Origin of the sequence: Marinilactibacillus sp. XAAS-LB27 (genome assembly GCF_036039175.1) — a bacterium.
Lineage (GTDB): Bacteria > Bacillota > Bacilli > Lactobacillales > Carnobacteriaceae_A > Marinilactibacillus.
Genome location: NZ_JAYXKP010000001.1, coordinates 183,314 through 201,163, shown reverse-complemented (window position 1 = coordinate 201,163; position 17,850 = coordinate 183,314). Strand labels below are relative to the sequence as shown.

Sequence of the window (17,850 nt, the reverse complement as noted above, 5' to 3'; positions counted from 1 at the left end):
AAATTATGGTCTAATGCCCCAAATCATTTCATTGTTATCCCCAAATGCAGAGAAAACAATTCTTTCTTCTCCGAATTCATCTTGTTGTTTAGCTGCGATACCTTTATAAACTGCTTGTTCAGTAGTGATTGTTAACAAGTTCTCTTCAGATAAGTTCCAACTACCCTCAAGATCTCCTGATATCTCGCCTTCCTCAGTAAGATCAATTAAAAGTGTCTCAATCATTTCTGTAGAATTTTCTGTTCCATGATTGATAAATTCAAAACTGCCGCTTAATTCTTCCGAAGTTAGTGGAGTAGTATCAGCATACTCCCCTTTGTAAGCATAAGGCATCGGAACAAGCCAGTTATCTTCATTATGAAGCATTTGTTGTGCTCTGATTTCATGAGCTTCAGTACCTTGATTAAACCTAGAATGGAAAACTAGCAACCATTCTCCATCTTGCTTTTTAACTACAGAATTGTGGCCTGGAGCACGATATCCTTGTTTTAATCCAGTGAACTGATAATTACCTAAAAGTTTAATACCGTAATCTGAATTGGTGCTAGCTGGTTCAAATATAGCCGATTGTCCCTTAGCGTCAATATACGGTCCTTCTACGGTTTCGGATCTAAACACACGCATATTGTATCCACCATTTGCAGCTAGACCACCATAGGTCAACCATAAATTATAGTATCCCGTCTCATTATCGTAAACAATGTACGGTCCTTCACCAGATTGATGATACCCACCAAAGATTTTTGTGCCAAAGTACCGATCAATTGTCCGACCGTCCTCTGTCATGCCATCTTCACTTGGGTAAATTGGTTTCCCGGTTTCATCTTCTAGTTCAAGTAAGTGAATTCCTCCCGACCATGAACCATATACAAGCCAGAATTTTCCGTTTTCATCATAAAAAGGTGCTGGATCCAGAGCATTTGGTGCATAATCCGTATTATATTCTCTCCCGCCTAGCCTTACCCATTTCTCATTGAACTCAGATATCTTCCCTTCACTGATTAGTTCAGGTAAGTGAGTCCCTTCATATTGAATGTTCCGGTCACTACCATCTGTAGAATCTTCAGAAGTAAAACCAGAATAGACAACTGTATCAACATAAGTGTATGGTCCTTCAATACTTGGAGATGCCATTAAAACAATTGCGGATCTTCTCCATGTAGAGCTGGCAGAATAGTACATCAGATAAGCACCCTTTGAGCCTGAAGACCATTCGAACTGATCGTTCCAGATGACGTCTGGGGCCCATAAGTTGTACCCATCTTTCGAATCTGCATCATCATAACCTGCCCACTCAAATGTTTCTTCTAAGTTTTCGTTTGTATTCCCAAACAAAATGTTGTCTTCCATATTTTCATACTCAGTCATATGAGGTACTTCCCAAGTGGAAAAATCCTTAGTTTTTGCTTGTGCAACATGCGTTCCAAAAGCATAGAAAGTTTCTTCGCCGTTTTCATCTATGACCGACCGCACTGCCGGATCATGGATAGAAACGTTATTTCTTGTTTGCGTAGTCCAATCATTCGTTTTGGGTCTCTTGATCCCGCTTGAATAAACCATAAATCCACTCACTCCAATTAGTAAAATCACTACGAAAAAAAGACTGATGAGCATCTTTCTCTTTTTAGTCATTTATTATTCCTTTCTTGATAAGGATTGATTTGGATTAATATTCTCCCGGCACTCCAAAATTAGGGAAACCTGATTCATCCCAATTAAATCTTTGTGCATTAGCATGACGATTAGGATTGTCTAAAGGATCACCGTTCTTATTTTTTTCTGGTCTGGCATGATATATCAAAACATCATCTTGATCATCTTCAGATCTGGTAAATGAATTGTGTCCCGGTCCAAAAAGACTATTTTCTTCTGAAGATTCAAATACAGGTTTTTGAGATTTCTTCCACGAATATCCATCCAGTAAATCGCTATCTTCATCCGCTGAAAGCATCCCCATCAGATAGTTTTCATCAGTAGCATTTGCAGAATAAGTAATAAATATTTTCCCATTACGTTTTAAAACAGCAGGACCTTCATTAACTAAGAACCCAATTCTTTCCCAATCATATTCAGGGATTGTCAATAAAGTCGTATGACCTTTTAGTGTCCATGGGTTTTCCATTTTAGATAAGTAAAGATTTGAGTTTCCTGGTATAGCAGGATCTTTTTGTCCCCAAACATAATATAGCTCATTTTCATGAGTGAATGTTGTTGCATCTAGGCAGAAACTGTTTATATGTGTTTTAACTTGTCCTTTTTCTACCCAATCTCCAGTAAGCGGGTTATCATCTTTGCATTCGATTACAAACATTCGATGCTGATGAATATTGTTTTTAGGTTCATTCGAACTCGAAGCAGCAAAATAGATATACCATGCACCATCGATAAAATGAATCTCAGGTGCCCAGATCAATCTGCTCATTTCGCCTTCTTCATGAGCATGCCAAACACTGGCTTTTTCACCAGTTTCTAGTTCGTTCAATGTTTTCGCTCTTCTAACTTCTATTTCTTGATAACCTGGAACGGATCCTGTGAAATAATAGTACCCGTCTGTATGTTTATAAACCCAAGGATCTGCTCTTTCCAATACAATAGGATTATTATAAAGTGTTTTGTTTGTCATATAATGACCTCCTGATTTACGTTATGATTAGATTTGTGTTTCCCATGTCTTAATCGAATGGCTTTGTTTTTTGAACTATAAGTTACTAAAACAACCATATAAAGTAATGAACTGATCACATCGATTGTCATAAATGAAGCCAGACACATGACCACCATCCATACTTGCCACTTTTTGTTGATTTCATTGTCTTTCATGAATTTCAGACAATAAATGTTGATCATGCCTACTAATACAATGATCAATCCATAACTAGACATGACAGTGTAGAGTATATCTACAAAACTCCCACTACCTCCTGCCATTTCAGGATAAATTTCCATTATGGATAGGTCCCCACTGTTTTTGAACCATAATCCGAATACAAAAATTGTTAAAATCGCGTTGATAAAATGCCATAGCGATGCTGCAAAGATTAATTTTCTTTCTGCTTTTCTATCCATAATAGAAATCCTCCTTATACGTTATCCTTTAATACCAGTATTTAAGTTAAGCGATTCAATAAAGTATTTCTGAGCGAAAATAAATAGTAATGAAGTCGGAATCATCGCTAGGAATGCAGATGCCATTAATTGGCCAATTACCATGTAATTACCGTAAATATCTTGTAACAACTGTAGACCTGCTGTTATGGTTAATTGATTAACATTATTCAATACAATCGTTGGCCATAAGAAATCGTTCCATGATCCAGTGAACGAGAAGATTGATGTTACGATGAGCACTGGTTTGATGAGTGGCAAAATAATTTTAAAGTAGATTGTAAAGTCATTTGCACCATCCATTCGTGCAGATTCGTCATAGGATTTTGGTAACCCTTGCATGAATTGGCGAACTAAGAATACATTACCAACCCCACCAAGGCCGGGCATGATAACTGCTAAAGGTGTATTAACCCACCCTAATTTATGAACAATCATATAATTAGGAATGATATTCACTACTGCTGGAAACATTGAGATTGCCAGTATCGTGAAGAATAGTGCATCTCTATATTTGAAGTCCATACGAGCATAACCGAAAGCTGCTAACGACACGAAGACCATCATCAAGAGAGTATGAGAAGTAGAGATAAACAAAGAATTAAAGAACCATCTTACGATTGGAGCGCTAGAAGTATTAGATAATACTCTTACATAGTTATCCATAATCCAAGATGCAGGTAGCAAACGGAATCCAGTCTGCATAACATCTGACTGAGATTTAAAAGAAGTTGTTAGCGCATAAATCGCTGGCAATAACCAGATAACCGCTGTTATCGTAAGTAAGCCGTAACAGATCCATTTTGTAATTTGAAAAGATTTTGAATGTGCCATTTTATATGCCCCTTTCTATTTTGAGCTTCGATACATTATTCTAAATTGGAAGGCCGCAATAATTACAATCACTAAACCTAATAATATTGACATCGCGGCAGCCATACCTGCTACAGACTGCCCTTGACCAAATGCGAGGTTTCTTATATACATCATTAATACAAATGTGGATTGCTCAGGTCCTCCTCCAGTAACCATCAAGGGTTGAGCATAAACGTTAAAAGCACCTGCAGTAGACATTACAATAGTATACAATAATGGGAATTTAATAGTTGGTAATGTTATTTTAAAGAACTTAACAAAACTTGTAGCTCCATCAATCTCAGCTGCTTCATACAAATCATTAGATATACCACTCATTGCAGACCGATATATAACCATATTCCCACCTATAGCACCCCACAGTGACATCATGAATATGACAATCCAAGCATAAGGTTGGTTAACAGCCCACGTCACATTTGATCCTAGTAAATTATTAACAGGTCCTAGTCTAGGATTAAATATTAACAACCAAACTAACGCAGCTGCTGTTACAGAAATTAATCCAGGAATGTAAAAAATTGCTTGGAATAGTCCTTTACCTTTAACACCTTTGTGTTGGAGCATCACTGCTAATACAAGTGGAATAATCACTTGTAAAGGAACAGTACCTGCCACAAAGATTAATGTATTCACTAAACCATTTCTGAATTGACTATAAAACGATGATGTAGGATCCATTAAGATAGCTTCATAGTTTTCTAGTCCAACCCATCTTGGTGCTCCAATTAAATTCCATCTTGTGAAAGATGCATATAAACCATAGAACATTGGAAAAAGAATGAACACTACAAAGAATAGAAAATGTGGACCTATAAATATCCATTGTTTAAAATTGATGCCTTTTTTACCATTATATTTAACCTTCTCATTTGAGATTGTATTTTCCATCATTATGCCCCTTTCAAATTCAAAAAAGAAAAAGCAAGTTCATTTACAGAAGAACTTGCTTTAATACTTTTTGATTAACCTACTCCTTATTCAGCATCATCTTCAATATTAATATCGGCTCCGTGTCCTTGAGCAACTAAATCCTCAACTTCATTTTGAGCAGAAGCTAAACCATCTTCAATGGTTATATTCCCATATAACATGTCATTGATTACAGTGTTAATAGCTGCTTCAACGTATCCGTAGTATTCGTAATCAAAGATTAGTAACGAATCTAATTGTTCTTGAGACTTAGTAAAGAATGATTGTTCAAAATCTTGGAATTCTGGTGATTCATAGACATCTCTACTAGCAACAATCTGTCCTGCTTCAGCCCAAGTTACAGAATTTTGGTTAACCCATGCCAAGAACTCAGCTATCCCCTGTTCCTTTTCATCCGTTCTATTTTCGCTAGTTAACATTGAAAACAAGTGAGAAGAACCACGGTTATGGAAGGTTTCGTTGTCAAAAGCATAGATGTTTGTTACGCCATAATTCAAATCTTCGACCATATCGTGAGCTAATGATGACCAAGTTCCATCAGAAGAGAATAGTACAGATTGACCTTGGAACATTGCATATCCATCTTCGCCATTTGGCGTCATTAGTCCTGCTTCTTCAATTTCGACCAGTTTTTGCATTGCTTCTTGCATTTCGGGTGTATTAATTGTAGGGTTGCCTTCTTCGTCGCTAATATCCCCACCTAGATTTACAGTCTCTGCTAGCAAGACCCAAGATATTAAAGAGTTGTTAACTGCGTAAACGCCTTCATCTAGTTGCCCTTCAAGTGACATAATTTCATCGAACGTTAACACATCATCATCTAGGAAATCTTCAACACCATATTGAGCCATCAAATCTTTGTTGTAATAAAGTACGTTTGAATGTATATCTAATGGAATTGTGTATTGTGTTCCTTCTACGTTACCAGCTTCCCAAGCTTGATCAATATAGTTATCTGCTTGCAATACATCTTGCGAACTCATAAGTTCATCGAAAGGTTCTAACATATCTAACTCGACAAAACCTTGAACTCTATCAGCATGTATAATAGAAAGATCCGGAGTACCTTCTCCTGTATTCATAACTGTATATATCTGAGTATACAAATCAGGTGTAATAACTTGTGAAACTGGGAATTCTGGATCTGTATCATTATATTCTTGAATCATTTCATCCATTACTTGCCCATCTTCACCCGTAAGTGGCGTCCATAGAACTATTTCATTATCATTACCACACCCTGCTAGTAAAGCTAAAGACATTGTAGCTGTTCCTAAAAGCAATTTCTTGTTTAAATTCATAATGACTCCTCCTAGTTTCCTTTAATAGTCGAATTTAAGTGATCTTATTGGCAATCATACGTACTATTTAACTTTACAATTTTTCTTATATAGAAATTTATACTGACAAACTAAAATGATTTCGCTTACATTAAGTATTAAAAAAAATTTCCTAGTATTAACCTAGTTTTTAAAGAACAAAGCTTTTAAGTAGTACGTACGTATCGCTTGAAAATAATATACCACGTTCGACACGTACGTGCAATAGTTTTTTAGGAAATTTTAAATATCTTTTATTTATTTGAACGCTTATAGAAAAAATCAGTTAAATTTGATTGATAGTATCCCTTTTAGTGTCCACTTCATCCATAGAGTCGATATGATTGCAAAAGTGAAAAAAAGAAACATTGTCGGTAATGCTAAAGAAATATAGAGCAATAAAAATAACGAAACACACTGTAACATTGTGATGGGTACTTTCAAAATTCCTATTACAAAGGCATTTTTTAATTGTTTGAAAAACTTGTTATCCCTATGAACATATAATGGAAAGAACCATATCAAAGTAGTGATGAAGAAAAATAAAAGAATATAAAACGCAATAGGCACAATGATCGGCACGCTAACTGTCAACTGTGATAACAGAATAAAATTTAGGAGAAGAATCCCTCCAGCTACTGAAAACATTAATCCAAATAGATTTGATTGCTTAAATTCTTTCTTAAACAATGATGAAAATTCTTTAGTTGTAACTGAATAATCTTTAGTCAACAACCATTTTCTAGAAATAGTGAGTGCAGAGATTGTAGCGGGATAAATTCCCGCTACAATAGTCCCTAATAATGTAAACGCGATCCATAATACATTCAACTTAAATAAGTTAACGATTAGTGTCAATGTCAGATTAAATTTTGTTTTTTTCGTTTGTTGACTAACTTTCATTTATCCCTTCACTCCTCCTGAAGTTAAGCCTGCTACAAAGTATTTCTGGAAGAATATAAACAAGATGACGATTGGTATAATTGTTATTACTGATCCTGCTATCAAAACATCATAATTATTTCCATAAGGTGTTAATAAAGTAGCTAACCCAATAGGCAGAGTAAACATATCGTTCGATCTCAAAACAAGTAATGGCCACAAGAAATTATTCCATGCTGCGAGACCTTGTAGAATGGCCATTGCTGCTAATGAAGGGCCCATTAGAGGAAACATAATCTTAAAAAATATGCCGTATTCATTACTTCCATCAATTCTAGCTGCATCCATTAATTCTAAAGGTAATCCTTGGGCATATTGTCTAAAGAAGAAAACAGCTACCGGCGCAACGACTAAAGGAAGTACTACAGCTATATAGGTATCTGTCAGTCTAAGTGCAGCCATCAATTCATACAACGGTAACATCAAAATTTCAAAAGGAATCAACATGATAAGCAATACGCATACAAAAAATAAATTTTTGCCCTTGAATTCATATACCGCTAGTGCGTAACCTACCATGGCTGAGAAGAATACTGATGTTACAATTGTAATTGCAGAAATAATCATACTGTTAGCATACCAAGTCCAGTAATTATCAGCTTCTGTAAAAATAAATTTATAGTTATCAAAACTTAACTGACTAAAATCAATTGAAAAACTCAGACCTTGTCTCATTAATACTGAAGATGGTTGAAATGAAGAAATGAGTAAAGCAATTATTGGAAATAAAGCAGTCAAGGCAATGACCCCAAAAGCTATATTAGCTAATATCATTAGCTATTTTTTCTTGGTCATTTTCCATCCCCCTTTCCAAACGTTCCTGTAAGCCCTAGATAAATAGAACTTATAATGAAGATGATAATCATCAAAACAACACCTATTGCAGCTCCAAATCCAAGATCATTTTGTCCTACACCCTGCTGATAAATATAACCTACGATAGTCAGACCTATATTTCCCGGTGATGTAGCTTCCCAATATACAAAACTTTCTTCAAACATTCTAAATCCATTGATAATGGTAATTGTACTGACAAAAACCGTAATCGGTTTCAAATGAGGAATCGTGATCAATCTTAGTTTATCCCAAGCTGAGGCACCATCTATATCTGCTTGTTCATATAAGGACTCAGATATATTCTGAAGGGCTGCAAGGTAATAAAGTAAATTTACACCCGTCCATCGCCAGAATGCTAAAATCACCATCAAGAACATAGCTGTTACAGCTGAATATCTCCACTCTAATGGTCCTAAACCGATGAGTGAAATGAGCTGATTTCCAATAGAGGTACTAGACTCACTGAACATCAGTCTGAAAATCATCCCTCCTACTATTGTAGAGGTCAATGCTGGTAAGAATAGCGATGCTCTAAATATCGTCTTAAGTTTAATTGTCTCCGAATTCAAGAATATCGCTAAAAGCATCGGTACGATTGTTAAAAGTACAGTTGTACAGAGCACATATATAACCGTGTTCCATAAAGCATCATAAAAATTCAAATTGAATACTCTAGCATAATTATCGAATCCAACATTTTCTACAACACCAGGAAGAATCTGTCTGAAACTCATGATGATCCCATTAATAGCTGGATACAGAGTTAAGACACTAAATGATAAGAAAAATGGTAGTACAAAGATATATGGTACAACTTTTTTTGAAGTTAGAAACTTACCAATTCTACTACTTTTTTTAGTGTTAAGAGCGACTTGCGTGTTTTCAGCCATGTTATTTCCATCCTTTCTTTTTTAATAATTATTTTATTTTCTCTGTAGACTTTTTACAACTTCCGCAGAACGATCGAGTGCTTCTTGTGGTGTCTCTGTTCTATTTCTCAAAACATTAAAGGTCACGTGTGTATGGTATTCATTAATAACATTCGGGGTGTCCGTTGTAACGTGCAATGTATTGATTTCATCTCTGACATCTAGCAGTACATCAAAAATATTATCTCCAAAGTACTCATAATAATCATTGTCTGTATTTCTAACTTCTTCACTTTCCCAAGTGTCAAACCTTGGTGGATCAAAACCTAGTATCGTCCATAGGTTGATATTCCCTTCTTCAGACATTTTAGCGTACGCTAAAAATTCTTTAGAGAGTTCAACGTTTTCTGCAGCTTGAGTGACAACTGTTCCAGTTCCCCCCATACCAGCTGAGCGATTTCCGCCTTCTTCCCATGCTGGCATTGGTCTAATAGCAATTTTCCCTTCAAGATCTGGCATATTGTCTACAAATCTTCCCATGTACCAAAGCGGGGCCAAAATAGCAGCTGATCCTTCATCTAAGAAATAACCGTAAAACTCCTCTGACTGATTCATACCACCTGGTGTTAATTCAGCAATCTCATCTTCGTAGAGCGCATCATAAAGAAATTGTAAAGTGTCTACATTTTCTTCATTATTAAAGATGACTTCTCCGTTTTCATCAATTGCATCAGAATCTCTTTGAGAAATCATTGGCCACATATCCATCAACCAATCTTCTGTCCCAACGTTCCACATTGTTGAATCTGTATTTTCAACAACTTGCTTACCGGCTTCCACGAAATCATCCCAAGTAACGATTTCGTCAATATCTACTCCAGCTTCGTCCATTATATCGGTGTTATAGTACATAACAGTAGCGCCAACATGGGTAGGGATACCATAGTAATTACCGTCTCGAGCATAAAGTTCATATCTAGATTCGACAACACTATCCAATATGGGTTCAACATACTCGTTCATTGGTTCAAATTGTATAATCCCCTCCATAAAATTCGGATACTGTCCTAACTCTATATCCACGATATCTGGCAAACCAGTCCCAGATTGAACCGCTAATAGTAAGTTATTGTGCATCTGTTCAAACGGATAGGTTTCTGCAATTAAATCAATAGGTCTATCAGGAAATTCCTCGTTCCATCTTTCTGCTGCATCACCATAAAGATCAATATGTTGTGGTGCAAATGTCCAAAGGGTAATCTCTTCAGCATTTTCAGCGTTTGAACCAATCGTTTGAACTTCATCTGTTGAAGTTCCTGTATCTCCTTCGTCTGCACAAGCGCTTACAAAAAAAGCGGACGACATAAGTAATAAAAGCGTTTTTCGATTCATTCCATTCCCTCCTGTTTTTTTTGAGGTAGTCCTATTACGAGCCTTAACGAGACCGTTAACAATATATCGTAATTGTCTGTACCTATTTAGAAAAATAGTACTAAATACTCGAATATCATAGATAAACTCATCATTAGTACGTACCACTTGGATTAACTATACCAATTATTAATATGAGAAGCAAACAATTACGCAATAAATGAATGATTTAGTTTATATAGTCCTGTTTCAAGTATTATTTTGCTCTTTCAAAGTAAAAAGGTGCTGTCTCTTTACATGAGCGTCAGCACCTAGTTGTATTAGTATGAAAGTCTAATCATATTCCATGATAATGGTTTTAATTCCCCGTTTACTACTGAGTCATTTATAGAAAATGTTTCATTCGCTTTAATTTCCATCCCATCATGATCATTTTCGGTTGTCTTCTTGATGTCATAATCTGCAAGTTCAGTAGCTTCTATAACTTCAAGTTTATCAAATCCCTCAAGAATAGTTTCAAATGTCATCTTCTGATCTTGCGAACGGTTGACTGCAAAGATCACAACTTCATTGTTTTCTTCATTTAAAATCGCAGTCGTTTCAATAAATGGAACATTTTTGTATTCACTCGAATCATACGTGTCACTCTTCACATCAAGTTTCAACACTTTCCCGCGACCGTAGTTTGACGCCTGCATAAATGGGTAAAATATTGGCTGCTTCCATACTTCTCCATCTTTAATCGTCATAACCGGTGCAATTACATTAACTAATTGAGCTAAACAAGCAATTTTTACTCTATCAGCATTATTTAATAATGTAATCATGCCACACCCTACAAGCAGTGCATCTTCAAAATTATAGATATCTTCTAGTAATGGCGGTGCGATATCCCATGGATCGCGCTTAGAGTCTGCATCTTTGGAGTGATACCATACATTCCATTCGTCCAGTGCAAGATTGATCTGCTTGTCAGATTCTTTTTTTGCTTTGACAGCATCACAGATAATCACTACATTTTTTATGAATTTATCCAATTCCATAGATTTTGCTAAATAATTTGCAGTATCATTTTCGTAGTTTTCCCAATATAAATGTAAAGACAAGTAATCAACGTGTTCATAGGCATGTTCAAGAACTGTATATTCCCATTCTCCGAATGTTGGCATCTTGCTTGATGAACTTCCACAAAGAACCAACTCAATCGTGTCATCAACCAGTTTCATGGCTTTAGCCGTTTCTGCTGCTAATCTACCATATTCATCAGCCGTCTTAGCCGCAATCTGCCAAGGACCGTCCATCTCATTTCCTAGACACCATGTTTTGATGTTGAATGGTTCTTCAGCACCATTTTGCTTACGAAGATCACTGTAGTATGTACCTTCTGGATAATTACAATATTCAAGTAGGTTTCTAGCTGCATCGATGCCTCTCGTTCCGAGATTGACGGCCATGTTGACTTCAGTTTTCGCTAGTTCAGCCCATTTCATGAATTCGTGTAAACCGACTTCATTGGTTTCAATAGATCTCCAAGCTAGTTCTAAGCGTTTAGGTCTGTCTTCGACCGGTCCGATACCGTCTTCCCAATTGTATCCGGATACAAAATTACCGCCAGGATAACGAACCAAAGGAACGTTTAGCTCATTGATAACTTCGATAACATCTTCTCTGAATCCAAGCTCATTAGCTGATGAATGATTTGGTTCATAAATCCCATCATAAACGGCTCTTCCTAAGTGTTCTACAAAAGACCCATATATTCTAGAGTCAATATCTGCCAAAATTGTATCTTTACTAAGTTTAGCTGTTGCCTTCATGCAATTCCTCCTAGTGATTTGTACGTACCTTTAAAAATAATATACCATCACTCGATTCAGTATGCAAGCGTTCTCTTTATAATGATGATTACTCTTTTTGTAAAGAAAATTTTGATCGGCTATGAAGGATCAACATCACAATCATACTTAATGATAAGAAAATCAATATAAAAGCAGACATAAACACAGACGTATAGCTTTTCGTGAAGTCATACGCATATCCAACTAACGTTACACCAAAAGCCCCACCAATCCCAGTCATCAATGAAAAGAACGGATAAACTTTCATATAATGCGCTCTTCCATAAAAATATATGGTTAACATAGGTAATATAACGATTGGGAAGCACATAATCGCTCCAAAGAAAAAGGAAGAAAGAATCATGACTCCTGGAACGTGAATCGTAAATAGTACCAAAAGTGAGATAAGATTTATACTAATAACTATAAAAGCTGTTTTAATTGATCCAATTCTATCCCCGAGTGTACCTGCCAGTAATTTAAACCCGATATTACCAAACATAGATGCTGAAAGCATCCAAGCACCTATTGTAGCGCTAAAGCCAAAAGTTTCTGCATAGCCTGGTAAGTGGTGTGGAAGTCCTGTTATCAGTGACAAGAGCAGTCCTATACTTGCTAAAACGATAAATCTCATATCATTGGCTTTTGGTTTATCCATTTTTAGTCGAATATCTGCAGTTTTGATTTTATCTTGCTGTTCTTTTCCATATGGCTGAAGATTCTCATCATTTGGATGTAAGGCAAAGTCGTAAAAAAGAGCAGGTAAACATAGTAGTAAAGAAGCGAATCCCATTACTAAAAAGCCAATCTGCCAGGAATAATTATGAATTACTAAAGTAAACACTGGTGAAAATAAAGCACCTGCTACGCCACTTGAACCAAATCCCAAACTCATTGCTAGTCCATTCTTCTTTTCGAACCAGTTATTTACAAGTATGGTTAGAGGTACTGGTGAGTAGAAAGAAGCTCCAATGCCTCTAATTGCCGCCAATAGATAAAAAAGCCATAAAGATTCAGTTACTGCCATAAGTAATGTTGTAATGACCGATAGTCCAACCCCAATTTGAATACCTTTTTTAATATCAATTTTGGTCAATAGTCTAGGTATGTTCAAGGCCATAAAAGACATTACTAGAGACATGATGGTGGTGTGTAAAGCAAAACTCCCCCTGAGAAATCCAAGACTTTCTGATACAGGTGTATAGAAAACACCTATTGTATTCAAATTAATCCCAATTGAACTTGCAGCCAACCCACTTACGCATGCTAGAACTTTCCAATGTTTCGATAGCTTCATAATGACTCCCCTAATAGTCAGATATTAAAATTGTTTGTTCATATTAGACTGTTTATACTTTAAATCATATAGAAAATAATAAAAATTAGAAAGGCTTTTGTAGTAGAGTTGAAAATGAATCGACAAAAAGAACCAAGTATTTTCACTTGGTTCTTTTCAGTACTATTTATTTAGCGATTGTCGTTACTAAATACTGGTTTAATATGGATTTAATTTCTTCTAATTGTCCTGATTCATTCTGTATATCATCTAGAGTTAAAGCGTAATCTTGAAGTTTTTTGAAATCTGTCTTACCTTCTCTGATTTCTTTACCGATTCCTTGGTTGAATGAACGGTATCGGTTATCGACAATTGACTCAAGAGCTTTATCTTCGATTAATCTATGGGCTACTTTCAAACCAAGTGCAAAACTGTCCATTCCCACAACATGGGCTTTGAATAAATCATCTGCATGGAATGAAGTTCTTCTGACTTTCGCATCAAAGTTCAGACCTCCAGAACCCAATCCGCCGTTTTTAAGAATTTCATACATGGCTAATGTCGTAGCATACAGATCCGTTGGAAATTCATCCGTATCCCAACCAAGATGAGGATGTCCCTGGTTAGCATCAACAGATCCTAACATCCCATTAATTCTTGCGTATCTAAGTTCATGATCGAAACTATGTCCTGCCAAAGTCGCGTGATTGGCTTCAATATTGAATTTGAATTTATCTGCAAGATCGTATTTCTGTAAAAAGGCAAATCCATGTGCTACGTCATAATCATATTGGTGAGAAGTTGGTTCCATTGGTTTTGGTTCAATCAAGAATTGAGCATCAAATCCAATTTCTTTTGAATAGTCTACAGCCATATGGAAGAATTTTGCTAAGTTATCTAATTCAAGTTCCATATTGGTATTTAAAAGACTTTCATATCCTTCTCGACCACCCCAGAATACGTAGTTTTCGGCTCCTAATCGCTTACCAACCTCAAGCCCTTTTTTCACTTTTGCAGCTGCGTAGGCAAAAACGTCTGCATTATTTGATGTCGCTGCTCCATGAACGAATCTCGGATGTGAAAAATTATTCACTGTATTCCATAATAGTTTAACTTTGCTATCTTTCATATAGTCTTCGAACATATCCACGATAATATCTTGATTCTCAAGTGTTTCTTTTAAGGAACTTCCTTCGGGAGCGATATCGAAATCATGGAAGCAGAAGTAAGGTACGCCTAATTTTTCAAATAACTCAAAAGCAGCCTCTACTCGGGCTTTCGCTTTATCCATTGGATCTGAGTATTTATCCCAAGGTCTAAGTGCTGTTCCAGCACCAAATGGATCTGATAAATCTTCTGTAAACGTATGCCAGTATGCAACACCAAATCTTAAAATTTCTTCCATTGTTTGATCTCCTACTTTTTCAGTAGGGTTATAGAATTTAAATGCTAACGGGTCTTTTGAAGTAGCACCTTCATATTGAATTTTATTGATGTTATCAAAATATGTCATGAAATCAATCACTCCTAATTAATTAATTTTAGTTGGTTAGTTTATTATACAAACTAACTATATATAAAAATGTATGCGGTGTCAATTAAACTTTTCCTATTTATTAAGTTTAGATAATTGACTGTTTAAATTTGCTGTAGCTGCGTAAATTTGTCCATAGACTGTGTACAGATTCTCATACTTTAAAACATTTTCTTCTATTGGATGATAAACATCTTTGTAGTGAACAAAGGCATTTGCACAAGTTTTGAAGTTATCAAACCAACCTGTACCAACTGCTGCAATCATAGCACTACCCATTGCAGGCCCCTGCTCAGTCTCAAGGGTACGAATCGGTGTGTCAAAAATATCAGCTTGCATCTGTAGCCATACTTTATTTTTTGCGCCCCCTCCCACCGAAACAATTGTCTTAAATGGATAGGCTGCGTGTGTGCGCATAATTTCATATGAATCCTTTAATGAGAAAGTTATCCCTTCTAGTACTGCTCTCGTAAAATGATCTCTAGTATGTCCAATATCCATTCCGATGAACGACCCACGAATTGTACTATCTGTGTATGGTGTGCGTTCTCCTGATATATAAGGTGTAAACAGCAGCCCTTCTGAACCTGGTTCAATCGTATCTATAGATTTTAGTAGTGTTTCGAATGATTCATGCTCAGCGAATGTTTTTTTGAACCAGCTTAAGCTATTTCCTGCAGCTAATGTAACGCCCATCGTATAAAATTGATCGGCAATAGCATGATTAAAATAGTGCAGATCTCCATTAAACGATTTATCTCCACGTGTTTCATTGGAGAGAAAAACGCCTGACGTTCCGATACTAGCCATGGCCTGATCTGACTCAACAATACCTGCTCCAATTGCGGCACATGCATTGTCTGCTCCACCTGAAAAGACTTTTACTACTTTTTCAATACCTAATACTTTGGAAATTTCTGAATCTAAAAATCCAATACAGTCATCCGAGCGAACAAGTTTTGGGCAGATTTCTGGATCAATTGAAAAAGTATTGAGAATTGTTTCACTCCAACTTCTATTTTCAACATCCAACAGTAAAGTACCTGCCGCGTCTGAGAATTCCATTTGTTTATGACCCGTCAAACGGAATCCTAAGTAGTCTTTTGGTAATAGAAATGTACTGATTTTATCATAAATATCTGGTTCATATTCTTTAACCCAAAGGAGTTTAGGAAGTGTAAAACCTTCAAGCGCTTTATTTTTAGTAATCTCCAACAGACTTCCTTTTAATGTTTCAGTGATCATCTCACATTGTTCTGTGGTCCTAACATCGTTCCAGAGGATTGCATTCCTTAAAACCTTATCCTCTTGGTCAAGTAAGACTAACGTATGCATCTGTCCAGAAAAACTAATACCCTCTATTTTCTGGCTCATATCAGGTACTGATTCTCTAATACTTTGAAATACTTTGAGTGCGGCTAGATACCATTCTTCAGGATCTTGCTCACTATGCCCTCTTTGAGGGGTTAACAGTGGATAATCACTTTCTGCTGAAGCTACGATTCGACCTGTTCGATCAACCAGTATCCCTTTTAACCCGCTCGTTCCTAAATCCATTCCCAACACGTAACTCATTTCTCACGCTCCTATTCACTTTTGCTTCACCTAACGAATAAAATTATTCAATTGTGGATCAGATTATGGTACAGTGTAGTCAGTTAGTTTATATAATAAACAAACTATAATTTAAAAGAACAAAAAAGTCAACCGCTTTCATTTAAATTAAATCTATTATTCAAATAGGAGAACTCCATGGATCTTAAAAAAACATCTACAAGAAATAGTAATACCATACTCGTCATTTCAAATATTATGAATGGCTATCAGATGTCTCGAGCAAAAATTTCAGAACTAACTGGTTTAAATAAGGCAACCATCTCGGAAATCGTCAGAAATTTGATTGAAGACCAATATGTCGTTGAAATTGGAGCTGGAGAAAGCTCATCTGCTGGTGGTAGAAAACCGATTTATCTGGAAATCAATAAAAAGGCAGGTATTTCTTTTAGCATTGACCTACGTTCTGATCAAATTAGCTCATTAGCCACCTACCTTAACGGCGAAGTCATCGAAAAGTATACTGAGCATTGCAAAATTAGTAAAGAAAATGTAATTGAACGGCTGGTTAATCACGTTCAAGAATTTAACACTAAATATACGGCTAAGCCTTTTGGAATGATTGGAATAGCAATTTCTATTCATGGGGTTGTAGATGAAAACCAAATTAGTTTCACCCCTTATTTTGATATTGATGAGATTGATTTAGTGAAGGAACTTGAAGATAGATTAAACATTCCAGTTTATATTGAAAATGAAGCCAATCTCTCTGCTTTAGCAGAAGCTGCATACGACCACGAACATACTCATTTAATTTCATTCAGTGTTCATACAGGTATAGGTGCTGGAATTATCTTAGATCGACAATTGTTTCGAGGATTTAAAGGGCGTAGCGGCGAAATCGGTCATACGATTTTGTATCCTGATGGCATTCAGTGTGCTTGTGGTAATAAGGGGTGCTTTGAACAATACGGATCTTTCACATCCTTGATTCGAAGATTCCAAACTTTAAAAAAAGACGATCAATGTACTTTTGATGATTTAATAGAAGCAGTTGAGCAAGAAGATGCTGAAACCACCCTGCTGATTGATCATTTCGCTAAAGATTTATCCATCGGTTTAATGAATATCATGGGCACGTATGATCCAGAAGTCATTTATGTGAATTCTGAGATATTTGATAAGTTACCAAACATCCTTTCTATCATCGAAAAACATCTAGACCGATCTATTTATAAGAGTATCCAATTGTCTAAATCCAAATTAGGGAGTCAATCTAGTCTTTACGGCGCTACCGTCTTAAATCTAAAAAACTTTTTGAGTCTTGATGAGGTTAAATTTGATATAGGTTATACTTCTACAGCCGCTGTACGATCGAATAAATAAAATTTAAAAT

15 protein-coding genes are annotated in these 17,850 nt (G+C 36.0%); 1 reads left to right on the top strand and 14 read right to left on the bottom strand.

Going from position 1 to position 17,850, the window contains the following annotated elements:
* Nucleotides 1-3 precede the first annotated feature (3 nt).
* The 14 genes from VXN63_RS00855 to xylB all read right to left on the bottom strand — a co-directional run bounded on the left by VXN63_RS00855 (nucleotide 4) and on the right by xylB (nucleotide 16,475).
* Nucleotides 4-1,632, bottom strand: a complete 1,629-nt coding sequence (locus VXN63_RS00855; protein ID WP_327756084.1) for a glycoside hydrolase family 43 protein — start codon at nucleotides 1,630-1,632, stop codon at nucleotides 4-6.
* A gap of 34 nt (nucleotides 1,633-1,666) precedes the next feature.
* Nucleotides 1,667-2,623 (bottom strand): glycoside hydrolase family 43 protein, encoded by a 957-nt coding sequence (locus tag VXN63_RS00850; protein WP_327756083.1) that lies wholly within the window; start codon nucleotides 2,621-2,623, stop codon nucleotides 1,667-1,669.
* On the bottom strand, nucleotides 2,620-3,066 hold the full coding sequence (locus VXN63_RS00845) for a hypothetical protein (protein ID WP_327756082.1): 447 nt from the start codon (nucleotides 3,064-3,066) through the stop codon (nucleotides 2,620-2,622). Before VXN63_RS00845 ends, VXN63_RS00850 begins: the two co-directional genes overlap by 4 nt.
* 21 nt (nucleotides 3,067-3,087) lie before the next feature.
* Nucleotides 3,088-3,939, bottom strand: a complete 852-nt coding sequence (locus tag VXN63_RS00840) for a carbohydrate ABC transporter permease (RefSeq protein ID WP_327756081.1) — start codon at nucleotides 3,937-3,939, stop codon at nucleotides 3,088-3,090.
* Between the two features lie 15 nt (nucleotides 3,940-3,954).
* Nucleotides 3,955-4,872, bottom strand: a complete 918-nt coding sequence (locus VXN63_RS00835) for a carbohydrate ABC transporter permease (RefSeq protein WP_327756080.1) — start codon at nucleotides 4,870-4,872, stop codon at nucleotides 3,955-3,957.
* An 86-nt stretch (nucleotides 4,873-4,958) separates the two neighbouring features.
* The gene (locus VXN63_RS00830) at nucleotides 4,959-6,215 is read right to left on the bottom strand and encodes an extracellular solute-binding protein (protein WP_327756079.1); all 1,257 of its coding nucleotides are present in this window, start codon (nucleotides 6,213-6,215) and stop codon (nucleotides 4,959-4,961) included.
* 300 nt (nucleotides 6,216-6,515) lie between these two features.
* On the bottom strand, nucleotides 6,516-7,136 hold the full coding sequence (locus tag VXN63_RS00825) for a YesL family protein (RefSeq protein WP_327756078.1): 621 nt from the start codon (nucleotides 7,134-7,136) through the stop codon (nucleotides 6,516-6,518).
* The gene (locus VXN63_RS00820; RefSeq protein ID WP_327756077.1) at nucleotides 7,137-7,949 is read right to left on the bottom strand and encodes a carbohydrate ABC transporter permease; all 813 of its coding nucleotides are present in this window, start codon (nucleotides 7,947-7,949) and stop codon (nucleotides 7,137-7,139) included.
* Nucleotides 7,950-7,966: 17 nt separating this feature from the next.
* Nucleotides 7,967-8,902, bottom strand: a complete 936-nt coding sequence (locus tag VXN63_RS00815; protein ID WP_327756076.1) for a carbohydrate ABC transporter permease — start codon at nucleotides 8,900-8,902, stop codon at nucleotides 7,967-7,969.
* A gap of 33 nt (nucleotides 8,903-8,935) precedes the next feature.
* The gene (locus VXN63_RS00810; protein WP_327756075.1) at nucleotides 8,936-10,273 is read right to left on the bottom strand and encodes an ABC transporter substrate-binding protein; all 1,338 of its coding nucleotides are present in this window, start codon (nucleotides 10,271-10,273) and stop codon (nucleotides 8,936-8,938) included.
* Between the two features lie 299 nt (nucleotides 10,274-10,572).
* Nucleotides 10,573-12,069, bottom strand: a complete 1,497-nt coding sequence (gene arfA, locus VXN63_RS00805; RefSeq protein WP_327756074.1) for an arabinosylfuranosidase ArfA — start codon at nucleotides 12,067-12,069, stop codon at nucleotides 10,573-10,575.
* Between the two features lie 88 nt (nucleotides 12,070-12,157).
* Nucleotides 12,158-13,387, bottom strand: coding sequence for an MFS transporter (locus tag VXN63_RS00800; RefSeq protein WP_327756073.1), 1,230 nt, complete (start codon nucleotides 13,385-13,387; stop codon nucleotides 12,158-12,160).
* 166 nt (nucleotides 13,388-13,553) lie between these two features.
* On the bottom strand, nucleotides 13,554-14,879 hold the full coding sequence (gene xylA / locus VXN63_RS00795) for a xylose isomerase (RefSeq protein WP_327756072.1): 1,326 nt from the start codon (nucleotides 14,877-14,879) through the stop codon (nucleotides 13,554-13,556).
* A 96-nt stretch (nucleotides 14,880-14,975) separates the two neighbouring features.
* Nucleotides 14,976-16,475: a xylulokinase gene (gene xylB / locus VXN63_RS00790; RefSeq protein ID WP_327756071.1), complete on the bottom strand. Its 1,500-nt coding sequence runs from the start codon at nucleotides 16,473-16,475 to the stop codon at nucleotides 14,976-14,978.
* A gap of 177 nt (nucleotides 16,476-16,652) precedes the next feature.
* Between xylB and VXN63_RS00785 the strand changes: the two genes are divergently transcribed.
* A complete protein-coding gene (locus VXN63_RS00785; protein ID WP_327756070.1) occupies nucleotides 16,653-17,840 on the top strand; it encodes an ROK family protein in 1,188 nt (395 codons plus the stop codon).
* Nucleotides 17,841-17,850 lie beyond the last annotated feature (10 nt).